The sequence below is a fragment of the Rhodococcus oxybenzonivorans genome (genome assembly GCF_003130705.1).
In the GTDB taxonomy this organism is placed as follows: Bacteria; Actinomycetota; Actinomycetes; order Mycobacteriales; family Mycobacteriaceae; genus Rhodococcus_F; species Rhodococcus_F oxybenzonivorans.
This window is the reverse complement of record NZ_CP021354.1, coordinates 5,014,411-5,028,392: the sequence shown is the minus strand read 5'-3', so window position 1 is coordinate 5,028,392 and position 13,982 is coordinate 5,014,411. Positions and strand designations below refer to the sequence as shown.

The following is a 13,982-nucleotide window of genomic DNA, read 5'->3' as shown; positions in this document are numbered from 1 at the left end:
TACACCACCTCTACGCTGTCCCCAGAATAGTCCGCGCATCTTCACCGCGACCCGAAGTTGTGGGAAGGAGCGGATGGAAAATGAACGCTGCGGGGCGTGCGCACCGTGGTCGGTGACCAACGAATTCAGAGGATGGTCGGCGCGGCGACACCGGCGGTGATGGCGCAGAGGCGATCGGGGTGGCTCGTCGCTGTTGTTTTCGTAGTCGCACGCTCCGAGAGGTCTACCGGGGTGGTTTCCATGTCATTACGGGCCCGACACCAGGGGGCGATAAGAGTCTCGTAATGGACCGCAGTGAAGTCGGCCGTGCCGACCAGGTCGGCCAGTGCGACTGCCGCTGCCGCGTCGCGCACCGCGGCAGCGGCATCAGCGCAGAGGCGGTCATCGAGACGGACGGTGGCGTCGTCCATGTACTCGCGTTCCCATGCCGCATCCTGTGCGCGGTACCAACTCTTGATTCGTCCGGCTTCCCAGGCCACATCACGGGCAGCGATCCATGCACTGAGTCGCCGGTGACTGCCGACCAGACTCTCGGTGCGGGTCAGTGAGTGAAAGTCGCTGTGCAAAATTTCGGCGACGTCAATGGCGTGCCGGATGACCTGTCGCCAGTTCGGTCCGAACGCGTGGTTGCACGCATCTTCGGTGACCTCGAACTGATCGAGAATCATCAGCGCCTCGTCGACAACGTCGACATGCAGGTAGTGATCACCGGGCAGCCCGCACCGGCGCAGCAGCTGGAACGCGACGAATGCTTCGCCACGAACGGCGGCGCAATGGATGAAGACATCGAGGATCGAGATTCGCAGCTCGGGTGCGCAAGTTCCCCGAGGGGGGACCGGATACCGGCGGATGAACTGCGCGGCTCGCGCTGGGAGGAGCCGGAGCTCGTCGGTGACCACATTCTCCCGCATAACAAGCATCCTTCTTTCCAGGGAAGTCGAGCCGCGGGGACACATTCGGCTCCCAGTGGTGGACTAGTGCGGCACCGTGCAGCGTCGAAATCGGTGTCAGCACTCGACGTAGTTGACTGGAACGTTGACCGCGAGCCCACCGGTAGAGGTTTCTTTGTACTTCGAGAGCATGTCAGCGCCGGTCGAGCGCATCGTCTCGATCACCTGGTCGAGGCTGACTCGGTGAGTACCGTCGCCGCGCAGCGCCATCCGCGCAGCGTTGATGGCCTTACCCGCAGAAATGGCGTTACGTTCAATGCACGGGATCTGGACCAAGCCCTCGATGGGATCACAGGTCAACCCAAGGCTATGTTCCATTGCGATCTCGGCCGCATTCTCGACTTGCTCCGGGGTGCCGCCGAGGATTTCGGCCAGACCGGCCGCCGCCATGGATGCGGCGGAGCCCACCTCTCCCTGACAACCGACCTCGGCGCCGGAAATAGAGGCCCGTTCCTTGTACAGGGAGCCGATGGCCCCGGCAGTGAGCAGGAATTGAATCGCGGTCTTGTCGGGGTCGGCCCTGCCGGCTGGGGTGTAGTGCACGGCGTAGTGCAATACAGCGGGGATGATTCCGGCCGCCCCATTCGTGGGAGCTGTGACGATGCGGCCACCGGAGGCGTTCTCCTCGTTGATCGCAAGGGCGACAAGGTTGACCCAGTCTTCGGCGAATTCTGGTGCCCGATATGGATCCTCCCGGTCCAGTCGCAGAAACCAGTCGCGGGCGCGCCGGCGAACCCTCAGTGCACCCGGCAAATACCCGTCGCGCGAGATACCACGCTGCTCGCACTCGACCATCACATCTCGGATGTGTAGCAACTGTTCGTGTATTTCGAGGGTGGACCGTGATTCGTGCTCGATCGAGAGCATGAGGTCGCTGATGCTGCACTCGTAGCGGTCGCAGAGTTCGAGAAGTTCTTTCGCAGATCCGTAATTCAAGCCGCCAGCCGACGCGGGGGTGGTTTCGATGCTTTCGGCCTCGGTGACGACGAAGCCACCGCCCACCGAGAAGTAGGTCTCCTTGTGTAGTTCGACGTTCTCGTCGGCGTAGGCGGTGAGGGTCATTCCGTTGGGGTGGAAGGGCAGGACGGTCAATGGACGCAGGATGATCTCATCCTCGGCGAGCGCGATGTCACGGGATCCGCCGAGTGAAATGTGGCGGGTGCTGCGCATGATCTCGAGCCGGCGTTCCATCTCGTCGGTCTCGATATCTTCGGGACGGTATCCCTCGAGTCCGAGTAGGACCGCGGACATCGTGCCGTGTCCGGCACCGGTTGCCGCGAGTGAACCGTACAGGTCTACCTTCACGTCGACGACGTCCTCGAATGCTCCGAGGGTGTGCAGGTCGGAGATGAATCGTGCGGCGGCTCGCATGGGACCGACGGTGTGCGAACTCGACGGACCGACACCGACGGAGAACAGGTCGAACACGCTAATGGTCATGGAATCACAATCCTGTGTCTGTGCACTTCGAGGGCACGCGGTGGAGGCAGGGACGGCAGCAGGAATGCGCGCTCATATCGCTTCGCTGAGCTCATCGGTGTATTGAGCGGGAGCGAGCAAGTCCTTCGTGGACGATGTGTGGAAGGGCAGGATGGCGAACAACCATCCCGAGTAGTGGGGGTCGCGAGCTACGAGTTGAGGATCGTCGATCGCAGCGATATTGGTCAGCGTGACCAGGCCACTGAGGGGAGCGTACATCGTGACCACCGTCCGCGAGGACGACCAGATCAGTGCACACGGAGCGCCGGCGTTCACTGTGCTCCGCACTGCGGGAAGGTCGAGTCCCACGATGTCGAGACCATCGAGAGCGGTTGCAGTGATGCCCGCTCTCAATGGGTAGTCCGACAAGGCTTCTCCCGGTGTGAGCGCCAACCAGCTGTGCGATGAGGTGTACATCCGACCTGTGGGCAACTGCATATCTCCCATGGCTTTTCCTTCGCATGTCGGCGTGGAGGGCGATGCTTGGCCGGCGCAATTCGCCGCAGGTGGAAGCTTTGCCGGTGGGGCCATCGAGATCGACGTGCCGACGCGCTGGCTTCCCCAGTTCGTACAATCTGCAGCGTTGACCCGAACGTGGACGTCGCTCACCGCACCTCCCGTAGGTACCTGTTGATCACGCTGACCGGACAAAAACAGACGATTGATATATCAGTGATGGTCATTACGGTAGATCAGAACTCGGTGGTGGTCAAGTATCGTCTGACGACTTCCCTGGGCGGCTGGAAGTCGGATGTCTGGGCTGACTTCGGCGATCCGGGCGACTAGCTCAAAGAGGTAATCGGTTGCTGCGGTAAGGGATGACGCGGTCCGGTAAAGGGGGGCCGGGCCGATCTTATGCAAGTCGTAATTGATATATCAGTCGCAGGCGCAATAGTATACTAGGCATTATGGCCGGGTAGCTGAGACAGCAGGCGCACCGAGGAGATCTGTAGATGGTCAGAACCCTGTTGATAGATAACCACGATTCGTTCACCTACAACCTCTTCGAATTGCTCACCGCGGTCAACGGTATGTGTCCGACGGTAGTGACGAATGATGCAACGTGGGAGTCGATCGATTTCACGGCCTTCGACAACGCGGTGATCTCTCCCGGTCCGGGCACGCCGACCAGCATTGCCGACTTCGGTATCAGTGCTCGTGTCATCGCTGAATCAGGACTACCGGTGCTCGGGGTTTGCCTGGGGCATCAAGGATTGTGCGCGTTGTTCGAGGCTCGCATTACTCGGGCGCCCGAGCCCATGCACGGCAGGCTCTCCTCCATCGTGCATACCGGCGAAGACCTTTTCCGCGGGCTTCCTTCGCCGATGAATGTGGTTCGCTATCACTCGCTCGTCGCAGTGGAACTGTCGGAAGAGCTCGAGGTGCTGGCAACGACTTCTGACGGACTGGTCATGGCCGTGCGGCACCGAAGCAGGCCACTATGGGGTGTCCAATTCCATCCGGAATCGATCTCGAGTGAATACGGACGGGAGCTATTGGCCAACTTCCGGGACCTCACTGTCCCTGCCGCGGTGCACGTTCTAAGGCCCGGCCCAGCTCTCGACGACGGCCATCGCCTGGTAGTCGGCATCCTTGCCTCGTCGTCGACCATCGTCGGTTGGACCGATATCCGGACGCTGCGCAGCTTTTCGACAGTCTCTTCGGCGGTCGATCGGGCACCTTCTGGCTCGATGGCAGTGTCAAATCGGATCTCGCTTCCCGATTTACCATCATGGGCGACTGCTCAGGACCGTACGGCGAGTACATCACCTACGACCTGAACACATCGACTGTCAACGTCAGCCGCAGTAATCTTCGCGACGAGCAGATTTCCGCATCCATCTTCGACTACCTCGAAGCGCAGCTTCGCCTTCGGGCCGTGGAACCGGACCCCGCGCTTCCCTTCGATTTCCATCTTGGCTATGTCGGCTACCTCGGGTACGAGCTGAAAGGAGAAACGGGCGGCGTGCGGGCCCATACCTCTCCGCACCCCGATGCGGCGTTGGTCTTTGCCGACCGAGCTGTGGTGATCGATCACGAACAACGATGTGCCTACGCGCTCGCATTGAGCCCGACACCGAATGATCGGCGCAGCGAAGCTTGGTTCGCCACGGTCGGTGACGCACTGGAGGATCAGGAGGAGGTCGACGACCGGGATGACCCGCCGATTGTCTTCGCACGTCCGACGGGCGCGGAATTCGAACTACGTCACGGCGAGAGGGCATACCGTGCTCTGATCGACGAGTGCCTTGAACTGATCCGGGCCGGTGAGACGTACGAAGTGTGCCTGACCAACACGGCAACCGTCGATGCTGACGTCGGGCCGCGCCGAATCTTCTCTAACATCCTGCGCTTCAATCCGGTGCCGCACGCCGCGCTTCTCTGTTTGCGCGATCTCTCGGTCGTCAGTGCATCCCCGGAGCGGTTCCTGCGCGTCAGGGCAGACCGGTCGGCGGAGTCGAATCCGATCAAGGGAACCCGTCCGCGCGGTGCCACCGTCGACGAGGACACGGCCCTGATGCATTCCCTCGCCCTGAGCGAGAAAGACCAGGCTGAGAACCTGATGATCGTCGACTTGGTACGGAACGATCTGTCGAGGGTGTGTGCGCCGGGAACAGTGCACGTACCAATCCTGTTCGGAATCGAGACCTATGCGTCGGTTCATCAGATGGTTTCCACCGTTCGGGGTGTGCTTCGCACTGATGTCCATGTCATCGACGCGATACGTGCCTTGTTTCCTGCCGGATCGATGACCGGAGCTCCCAAGATAAGGACGATGGGGATCATCGACGAACTCGAAGGCGGTGCGCGCGGGGTGTACTCCGGTGCAATCGGCTACATATCGTTGTCAGGAACCACAGATCTGTCGGTAGCGATCCGAACGATGGTGGTTACCGATGCGCACGTTCGATTCGGCGTCGGCGGCGCAATTACCGCACTGTCCGATCAGATGGAGGAGTACGAGGAGACCCTGGTCAAGGCGGCCTCATCGTGCAAAGTACTCGAAGTCGACGATCGTACGACTATCAGCACGGGAAGGTGATCTGTGTGGCCATGGCCGCGGCTTGCGGACCAGGCCAGAGAAGCCTCGGATCAACCCACTTCTCCCGCGAACTCGGGCGGGGCCCAGTTGAATGTCAACGTCGCACCATGGCGCCGCGCACACAGGTGAGTACAGCAACGGCATCGACGGTCGCTGCGACGTCGTGGACACGCAGGACGGCGGCTCCGTTCTGCGCGGCAATCATGGCTGCGGCAACCGAGGCGGCCTGACGGTCGTCGACGCCGCGGCCGGTGATGGTGCCCAGCATGCCTTTGCGAGACAGTCCGGCCATCACGGGAACACCGAGATCGGTGATCTGTCGGAGCTCGGACAATAGTGCGAGATTGTGGGTGAGGGTTTTGCCGAATCCGAAGCCCGGGTCGACCATGATGTGCTCGAGGGGAATTCCCGCGTCGAGGCAGGCGGCGACACGGTCGAGGAGGAACCCGCGCACCTCGGTCACGACTTCGCCGTACTCCGGCGAATTCTGCATCGTGTCGGGATCGCCGCGCATGTGCATCAGGCACACGGGCACGTCCAGCTCGGCGGCGGCGCGCAGGGCGCCCGGAAGTCGCAGGGCGCGAACATCGTTGATCATCGACGCGCCCGCCGTGACTGCCTCGCGCATCACGTCGGGTCTCGACGTGTCGACGGAGATCGGAACCGTTGTGCGTCTGGCGAGTTCCGCGACGACGGGGATGACGCGCGTGATCTCGTCGGCAACGGACGGCGGGCGGGATCCGGGGCGTGTCGATTCGCCCCCGACGTCGAGGAGTTCGGCGCCTTCGGCGACCAGAGTCAAGGCGTGTTCGACCGCGGCAGCGGTGTCGAGGTACAGGCCGCCGTCGGAGAACGAATCCGGGGTCACGTTGACGATGCCGCAGACCAGAGGAACATCGCGTGCGAGAGCATCGAGCAGTCGGTCGGTGCGGGTGGCGGTGAGCGTCGGGGACGTAGCCATCCGGGCACTCCTTCACGAAGGGAACACCGGTCCGGTGGACGGGGTCATGCGTCCACCGGACCGATGCTGTCAGTTACACGGGAACGATGCCAAATTCTTCGGCGGCGTCGATCAGCCATTCCGCGAGGTATCGGGCGAACGACGACCGCACGAGGATCCGGTAGTCGGTGCCGGTGCTGTCGAGCGGGATGAGGACGACGCCGGCAAGAGCGAGCATCGTCTGGACCGCGGCGCCAGGCCCGAGGACCTTGGGGTGCAGGTCGATCGAGCATCCTTTCGCGAGGACATCTCGGGCGTGGGTTCCGCGTAGGCGCAGGGTGGTGCGCTGTGCGGAGACGTCGATCGCGGCGCCACCGTGTGGGGTCACCGCGCTGCGGAGTTGAACCTCGACCTCTTCGGGTGCCTGGGATCGGGTGGTGATCAGGAACTCGTCGGGGCCGAGCCAGATCGCGGTCGCTGCATCGCCCTCGATGCAGGTGGAGGGCGCGGTGGGCAGGTCCACGCCCAGTATGTTCGATGCCGCAGAGCCGCCCGGCCCGGCCAGGTCCACCCACAGGTCGACCATTGTGACGAACGGTTCCTCGGTGAGGCTCACCGATTCGGGGAGCTCGGAGAATTTCTGGTCCCAGCCGTGCAGGGGGCTGAGGGGGACGAGGGTGTCAGCCATCGCGACGTGCTCCTTCTGGATCAACGAGGACGGAGCTGGTGACCTCGACGGCGACCAGGTTTCCGTTCACCGGGACGTGCAGGGTGTCGCCGAGCCGGGCCCGCCCACCCTTGACGAGGGCGAGTCCGAACGGGCGGCCGAGTTCGGCGCTGAGGTAGCTCGACGTGACGTGGCCGAGCATCGGCACCGGTGGAGGCGGCAGGACGCCGTCGGGGATCTCTTCGATGATCTGCGCGCCCTCGGGCAGCACGGTCTGCTTGTCGAGGGGTAGCAGCCCGACGAACTGCTTGCGCAGCGGGTTCTGGTTCTCCTCACGGGAGAAGGAGCGCTTCCCGATGAAGTCGCGCTTCTTCTTCGACACGGCCCAGCTCATCCCGAGGTCCTGCGGAGTGACCGTGCCGTCGGTGTCCTGACCGATGATCGGGTACCCCTTCTCGGCGCGCAGCACGTGCATGGTTTCGGTGCCGTACGGGGTGATGTCGAATTTTTCGCCCGCGGCGATCAGCCGTGCCCAGACGGCGGGTGCGTGCCAGCCGTTGACGTTGACTTCGAAGGCGAGTTCGCCGGAGAAGCTGATCCGCGCGACCCGCACGTGGACGTCGCCGAGGGAGGTGTCGCGCCACGCCATGAACGGGAACGCGTCGTTGGTGACGTCGAGGTCGGGAAAGACCTCACCGATCACGTCGCGGGAGCGCGGTCCGACGACGGGGAACGTGGCCCACTGTTCGGTGACCGAGGTGAGCCGCACCTTCAGGTGGGGCCATTCCGTCTGCAGCCATTCCTCCATCCAGTCGAGGATCTTCGCGGCGCCGCCGGTGGTGGTGAAGACCTGGAACCGGTCGTCGTCCAGGCGCATCACGGTGCCGTCGTCGATGACCATGCCGTCGACGCCGCACATGACGCCGTAACGGACCATGCCGACCTTCAGTGTGCTCATCATGTTCGTGTAGACCATGTCGAGCAGCACCCCGGCGTCGGGACCCTGAACGTCGATCTTACCGAGGGTCGAGCCGTCGAGGATGCCGATGCTGCGGCGCACGGCGGCGCATTCGCGCAGCACGGCGGCATCCATGTCCTCCCCGGGCAGCGGATAGTAGCGGGGACGCTTCCACTGGCCGACGTCCTCGAACACCGCGCCCCGTCCGACGTGCCAATCGTGCAGTGCCGTCACCCGTTCGGGGTCGAAGAGGGCGCCGCGGCTGCGGCCGGCGAGGGCGGCGAACGCGACCGGGGTGTACGGCGGTCGGAATGTGGTGGTGCCCAATGTCTCGATCGGCCTGCCGAGCAGTTCGGCCGTGATGCCGGAGGAGATCACCCCGGAGGTCTTGCCCTGATCGTGTGCGGTGCCGATGGTCGTGTAGCGCTTGATGTGCTCCATCGACGTCATCCCGGCACCGACCGCGCGGGCGAGGTCGGCAACCGTCGCGTCACGCTGCACGTCGACGAACTGGGTGTCCTCGCCGGCGGTGTCGGGCACCCGCCACAACACCAGCGGCGCCAAGCCACTGTCGTTCGCCGCATGACGGTCGACAGTATCGACATCGGTGACGGAGGCCGTGAACCCGAGATTGCGCACGGCAGCGGCGCCCACGTGCTGGCCGTCGCGCAGGCACCCCTCCAGATCGAACACACCGTTCGCGGATCCGGTGACGGAGACTCCGTCAAGGGTCTCGCCGGGGACGAAGGCGCCCAGGTTGTCGTCGTAGCGGAGTTTGCCGCGGGCCTGGGAGAACAGGTGCACGGCCGGGTTCCAACCGCCGCTGACGAGTAGGACGTCGCAGGCGAGGGGAACTGGGGTGCCGTTGTCCGCGCGTTGTGACACGACGGCGTGACTGATCCGGCCGTTGCCGCGGGTGCCGGACACCACCGACGCAGTGCGAATGGTGATGCCCCGCTTGTCGCATTCGGCCTGCCAGCGGGCGGGTGCGTGTTCGCGGGCCTCGACGATCGCGTTGATGCGAACACCGGCGTCGTGCAGGTCGATCGCCGCTTCGTAGGCGCTGTCGTTGGTGGTGAACACAACGGCCTGCTCGCCGACCTTGACGCCGTAGCGGTGCAGGAAGGTGCGGGCACCGTGCGCGAGCATGATGCCGGGGCGATCGTTGTCGGTGAAGACGACGGGACGCTCGTGGGCGCCGGCCGCGACGACGATGTGCCGGGCCCGGATCCGCCACACGCGTTGCCGGCTCAGCGCGGTGGGGGCTTCGGCACCGAGATGGTCGGTGCGACGCTCGAGCGCGAGGACGAAACCGTCGTCGTAGTTGCCGAATGCGGTGGTGCGCTGCAGGTGCAGCACATCCGGGAAGGTGGCGAGCTCGGCGACCGCGGCGGCCACCCAGTCGAGGGCGGGAGCGCCGTCGATGAGGTCGGTGGACCCGAGCAGGTCTCCGCCGGCTTCGTTCTGCTCGTCGACGAGCACCACCCGCGCGCCCGCCCGGGCGGCGGTGAGCGCCGCGGCGAGACCCGCCGGGCCGGCGCCGGCGACCAGGAGGTCGGTGTGGACGTGCGTGGCGTCGTATTTCGCCGAATCGGCGATCGTGGCAAGACGTCCCTGACCGGGGATGCCGCGGGCGACGAGGCCGTCGAACAACTCGATGGTGGTCGCGAGCAGCATCGGCTCGGGGAACGGCTCCTCGATCTGCACGAGGCCGCCGGTGTCCTCCGCCCACGCCGCGGTGATGCCGCGGGGCCGGCCGAGTTTGATGCTCGTGGTGATCTGGTGGACGCCGTTCGCGAGCAGGGCCGAACCGAGCGTGTCACCGGGGTGACCGGTCAGTTCCCGGCCGTCGAACGTGAAGGTGTAGGAGGTGTCGCGGTCGAGGCGACCGCCCTGGCGGGTGCGGAAGGGTGCGTTCACGATATCGTCGGCTTCTGCTCGTCCAAGCGGTAGACGCTGTGGAATCGGTAGGTGGCGGTGTCACGTACGGCGTTGAACCAGCGCCGGCAGCCAGCGCTGTGGTTCCACCGTTCCGCGAAAAGACCTTTCGGGTTCGCACGGAAGAACACGAAGTGTGCCCATTGTTCGTCGGTCAACGATTCGGGGTCTTCCGGGTACACGACGTGGGCTTCGCCGCCGTAGTGGAACTCGGTTTCCTCACGGGGTCCGCACCACGGGCATTCGATGAGTTGCATGGTGACTCCTGATTTCAGTGCGCGACGGGGGATCAGTGCGCGACGGCCGCAGCGCCGTGCTCGTCGACGAGGGCACCGGTGACGAACCGGTCGAGGCTGAACGGCGCGATGAACTCGTGCGGTTCGTCGTTGGCGATCGTGTCCGCCAGGCACCAGCCCAATCCCGGGGTGGCCTTGAATCCACCAGTGCCCCAACCACAGTTGAGGTATACGTTGTCGTACGGGGTGCGTCCGACAATCGGGGAGGCGTCGGGGCACACGTCGACGATGCCGCCCCAGGTGCGCAGCAGGTGCGCGCGGGCGAAGACGGGGAACAACTCGACCGCGGCCGCCATCTGCCGTTCGATGATGTGGAACGCGCCGCGCTGGCCGTAGCCGTTGTAGGAGTCGACACCGGCGCCCATCACCAATTCACCCTTGTGCGCCTGCGAGACGTAGACGTGGATCGCGTTGGACATCACGATGGTCGGGTGTACGGGCTCGAGCAGTTCGGAAACCAGTGCCTGCAACGGGTGACTCTGCACCGGGGTGCGGATGCCGAGCATGTCGGTGAGCGTCGAGGTGTGCCCGGCAGCGCACAGCGCTACCTGCCCGGCCACGATGTCGCCGCGGGTGGTGCGCACCCCGGTCACCTTGTTGCCGTCCGTGACGAATCCGGTGACCTCACAGTTTTGGATGATGTCGATGCCCGCCTCGTCGGCGCGGCGCGCGAATCCCCAGGCCACGTAGTCATGTTTGGCGATGCCGGCCCGCGGCTGATACGTCGCGCCGAGGACGGGGTAGCGGATGTCGCTCGAGATGTTCACCAGCGGGCACAGCTTCTTGACCTCGTCGGGTCCGACCCACTCGGCGTCGATGCCGTTGAGCTTGTTCGCCTCCACCCGGCGGACGCTGTCGCGGACGTCCTGCAGGCTGTGCGCGAGATTGAGGACGCCGCGCTGGCTGAACAGGATCGGGTAGTCGAGGTCGTCCTCGAGGCCCTCCCACAGCTTGAGCGCGTGCTCGTAAATCTTCGCACTCTCGTCCCACAGATAGTTCGAGCGGATCAGCGTGGTGTTGCGGGCCATGTTTCCGCCCGCGAGCCAGCCCTTCTCCAGGACCGCGACGTTGGTGATGCCGTGATTCTTGGCGAGGTAGTGGGCGGTGGCCAGGCCGTGTCCGCCGCCGCCGACGATCACGACATCGTACGACTTCTTCGGTTCCGGGTTACGCCACAGGAAGTCGGGGTGATCGGGCAGGTGGGCGCCGGGCGGCTGGGTGGCACTCATCAGTTCGCCTCCGTCAGGTCGGGGTAGAGCGGGAAACGCAGGGCGAGGGCGTCGACGCGGCCGCGGAGTTCGTCGAGATCGTCCTCGTCGGTGGCCGGCCGCAGTGCATAGCTGATGATGTCGGCAACCTCGGTGAACGCGTCCAGGTCGAAACCGCGGGTCGCGAGGGCGGGGGTCCCGATGCGCACACCGGAGCTGACCATCGGCGGCCGCGGGTCGAACGGAACGGCGTTGCGGTTCACCGTGATTCCGACGCGGTGAAGCCGGTCCTCGGCCTGCTTTCCGTCAAGCTCGGACTCGCGCAGATCCACCAGCACCAGGTGCACGTCGGTGCCGCCGGAGACGACGTTGATACCGGCCTCGCGGGAGTCGGGCTGCAGCAATCGGTCGGCAAGGATCTTCGCCCCGGCGAGGGTGCGTTCCTGGCGCTCGTGGAACTCCGGCTCGGCGGCGAGCTTGAACGAGACGGCCTTGCCGGCGATCACGTGTTCGAGCGGGCCACCCTGCTGTCCCGGGAACACCGAGGAGTTGAACTTCTTCGCCAGGGCCTCGTCGTTGGTGAGGATGACGCCGCCGCGGGGACCGCCGAGGGTCTTGTGCGTCGTCGACGTGACCACGTGGGCGTGCGGGACGGGAGAAGGGTGCAGCCCGGCGGCGACGAGTCCGGCGAAGTGGGCCATGTCGACCATGAGGTACGCGCCGACCTCGTCGGCGATGCGCCGGAATGCGGCGAAGTCGAGCTGGCGTGTGTAGGCGGACCAGCCGGCCAGGATCAGCTTCGGGCGGTGCTCACGGGCCAGACGCTCCACCTCGTCCATATCGACCAGGTGATCGTCCTCGCGGACGTGGTAGGCGGCGACGTCGTAGAGCTTGCCGGAGAAGTTCAGCCTCATCCCGTGTGTGAGGTGACCACCGTGCGCGAGGTCCAGTCCGAGGATTCCGTCACCGGGCTTCAGCAGTGCCGCCATCGCGGCGGCGTTTGCCTGCGCCCCCGAATGCGGCTGCACGTTGGCGTATTTCGCGCCGAAAAGGTCGGTGAGGCGGTCGATGGCGAGCTGCTCGATGACGTCGACGTGCTCGCAACCGCCGTAGTAGCGGCGTCCGGGGTATCCCTCGGCGTACTTGTTGGTGAGCACCGAGCCCTGCGCCTGCATCACTGCGAGCGGGGCGAAGTTCTCACTGGCGATCATCTCCAGGGTGCCCTGCTGGCGCTCGAGTTCGGCTGCGATCGCCTGGTGGACGGCGGGGTCGAGGTCGGCGAGCTGATCGGTCAGCGTCGGATTGCCTGCCGGTGCGGCTGTCGTGCGGCCGTCGATGTCGAGAGTCAAGAGTTCGCCCTTCTGAGAGATCAGTGACTTGTAGACTGATATATCAACTTGAAGGTAGAGTAGGGTCAGCGATGGATCGCAGTCAAGGCTCTACCGGAATTGTTTGGGAGATGAACATGAGCGTGGCGCAGCCGCCGGTTATGGAAGTTCAATCCGTAAGCGGCACCAATGCCGACCGTGCGTACGAGATCGTGCGGGAACGCCTGGTCATGCTGGACATCCGCCCTGGCGAGCCGATCAATGACGACCGGCTCGCCGAGGAACTCGGATTCGGACGAACACCGGTGCGGGAAGCGCTCAAGCGGCTCGAGCGGGAGCGTCTCGTCGTCGCGTACCCGCGTCGCGGCACGTTCGCCACCGCCGTCGACATGACCGACCTCGCCGACATTTCCGAAATCCGTAAGCAACTCGAACCCACCGCGGCCGCCCGCGCGGCACGGAGCGCGTCCCAGGATGCGCGGGCGCGGCTGTCCGTGCTCGCCGACGAGATCGCCGAGATCGATGACAGTGAGGACCCACGCGAAGTCCTGCGCAAGGACGTGCGCGTCCATCGCGAGATCTATCGAGCGTCCAACAACCCCCACCTCGAGGACATCCTCGTCAGCCTCGACGCACACGCCACCCGCATCTGGTGCCTCTTCCTCGACCGGTTGCCGGACGTCGCCGGCCACGTGCGCGAGCACGTAGCGCTGCTCCACGCCATCGTCGACGGGGACGAGGACACCGCCTCGTCCCTCACCCGCGCCCACGTCACCGGCTTCGAGAAAGCCATCCGCGACCTGCTGTAGCGCCATCTCAGGGCGCGCATGAAGCGACGGAACTAGCATCTTTTTCGATGAATTCGTGGACAGCGACCCGGGTTCGATGTTGAATCGGCTGAACAATCGGGACTTAGGTGCTGCCTCGATTTACCGCTGCGGACAGACCACTGTCGTGGGTGATTCGCAACGATGAGCTGATGGTCCAAGCCTGGACGCTCTCACTCCTCGTGCGGTTGGGTGGCGAGGATGGTCCAGCTGGCGGCTGGATAGGACGCGGCGATCTGCTTGTCGGGAGCGAGGATGCGAAGCGTCCCACCATCGAGCACATGACCGGTGAAACCCGCTGAGTATTCGTCAGTTCTCGTGCCACACTGCACGGACAGTCGTCTCATC

Annotated in this window: 12 protein-coding genes and 1 pseudogene; 3 read left to right on the top strand and 10 right to left on the bottom strand. The window is 64.6% G+C overall.

The genetic code is table 11. From position 1 onward, the window contains the following. Positions 1–125 precede the first annotated feature (125 nt). The 3 genes from CBI38_RS23570 to CBI38_RS23560 all read right to left on the bottom strand — a co-directional run bounded on the left by CBI38_RS23570 (position 126) and on the right by CBI38_RS23560 (position 2,876). Positions 126–911, bottom strand: a complete 786-nt coding sequence (locus CBI38_RS23570; RefSeq protein ID WP_204164809.1) for a hypothetical protein — start codon at positions 909–911, stop codon at positions 126–128. Positions 912–1,007: 96 nt separating this feature from the next. Next, positions 1,008–2,390 (bottom strand): L-serine ammonia-lyase, encoded by a 1,383-nt coding sequence (locus tag CBI38_RS23565; RefSeq protein ID WP_109332688.1) that lies wholly within the window; start codon positions 2,388–2,390, stop codon positions 1,008–1,010. Positions 2,391–2,462: 72 nt separating this feature from the next. Continuing rightward, positions 2,463–2,876 carry a glycine cleavage system protein H gene (locus CBI38_RS23560; protein ID WP_109332687.1) on the bottom strand — a complete coding sequence of 138 codons (414 nt, stop codon included), beginning with the start codon at positions 2,874–2,876 and terminating at the stop codon, positions 2,463–2,465. Between the two features lie 183 nt (positions 2,877–3,059). Here CBI38_RS23560 and CBI38_RS23555 point away from each other — a divergent pair, with 183 nt between their 5' ends. Both CBI38_RS23555 and pabB read left to right on the top strand, forming a co-directional pair. Then, on the top strand, positions 3,060–3,215 hold the full coding sequence (locus CBI38_RS23555) for a hypothetical protein (RefSeq protein WP_204164808.1): 156 nt from the start codon (positions 3,060–3,062) through the stop codon (positions 3,213–3,215). A 167-nt stretch (positions 3,216–3,382) separates the two neighbouring features. After that, positions 3,383–5,472, top strand: a pseudogene (pabB, locus tag CBI38_RS23550) (aminodeoxychorismate synthase component I). A gap of 94 nt (positions 5,473–5,566) precedes the next feature. On the opposite strand, the gene folP reads toward pabB, so the two are convergent. The 6 genes from folP to glyA all read right to left on the bottom strand — a co-directional run bounded on the left by folP (position 5,567) and on the right by glyA (position 12,774). After that, on the bottom strand, positions 5,567–6,433 hold the full coding sequence (gene folP, locus CBI38_RS23545) for a dihydropteroate synthase (RefSeq protein ID WP_109332685.1): 867 nt from the start codon (positions 6,431–6,433) through the stop codon (positions 5,567–5,569). Between the two features lie 73 nt (positions 6,434–6,506). After that, a complete protein-coding gene (locus CBI38_RS23540; RefSeq protein WP_109332684.1) occupies positions 6,507–7,100 on the bottom strand; it encodes a sarcosine oxidase subunit gamma in 594 nt (197 codons plus the stop codon). Continuing rightward, positions 7,093–9,957: a 2Fe-2S iron-sulfur cluster-binding protein gene (locus CBI38_RS23535; protein ID WP_109332683.1), complete on the bottom strand. Its 2,865-nt coding sequence runs from the start codon at positions 9,955–9,957 to the stop codon at positions 7,093–7,095. Before CBI38_RS23535 ends, CBI38_RS23540 begins: the two co-directional genes overlap by 8 nt. Beyond that, complete coding sequence (locus tag CBI38_RS23530) at positions 9,954–10,232, bottom strand: sarcosine oxidase subunit delta (RefSeq protein WP_109332682.1); 279 nt, start codon at positions 10,230–10,232, stop codon at positions 9,954–9,956. The genes CBI38_RS23535 and CBI38_RS23530 overlap by 4 nt, the downstream gene beginning before the upstream one ends. A 32-nt stretch (positions 10,233–10,264) precedes the next feature. Beyond that, on the bottom strand, positions 10,265–11,500 hold the full coding sequence (locus CBI38_RS23525) for a sarcosine oxidase subunit beta family protein (protein WP_109332681.1): 1,236 nt from the start codon (positions 11,498–11,500) through the stop codon (positions 10,265–10,267). Continuing rightward, entirely contained in the window at positions 11,500–12,774 is a 1,275-nt protein-coding gene (glyA, locus tag CBI38_RS23520; protein WP_162603315.1) for a serine hydroxymethyltransferase, read from the bottom strand. The genes CBI38_RS23525 and glyA overlap by 1 nt, the downstream gene beginning before the upstream one ends. A gap of 170 nt (positions 12,775–12,944) precedes the next feature. On the opposite strand from glyA, the gene CBI38_RS23515 reads away from it, so the two are divergent. Beyond that, the gene (locus CBI38_RS23515; protein ID WP_109335299.1) at positions 12,945–13,616 is read left to right on the top strand and encodes a GntR family transcriptional regulator; all 672 of its coding nucleotides are present in this window, start codon (positions 12,945–12,947) and stop codon (positions 13,614–13,616) included. A 191-nt stretch (positions 13,617–13,807) separates the two neighbouring features. On the opposite strand, the gene CBI38_RS37960 is transcribed toward CBI38_RS23515, so the two are convergent. After that, positions 13,808–13,981, bottom strand: coding sequence for a hypothetical protein (locus CBI38_RS37960; RefSeq protein ID WP_159924940.1), 174 nt, complete (start codon positions 13,979–13,981; stop codon positions 13,808–13,810). Position 13,982: the final 1 nt, after the last annotated feature.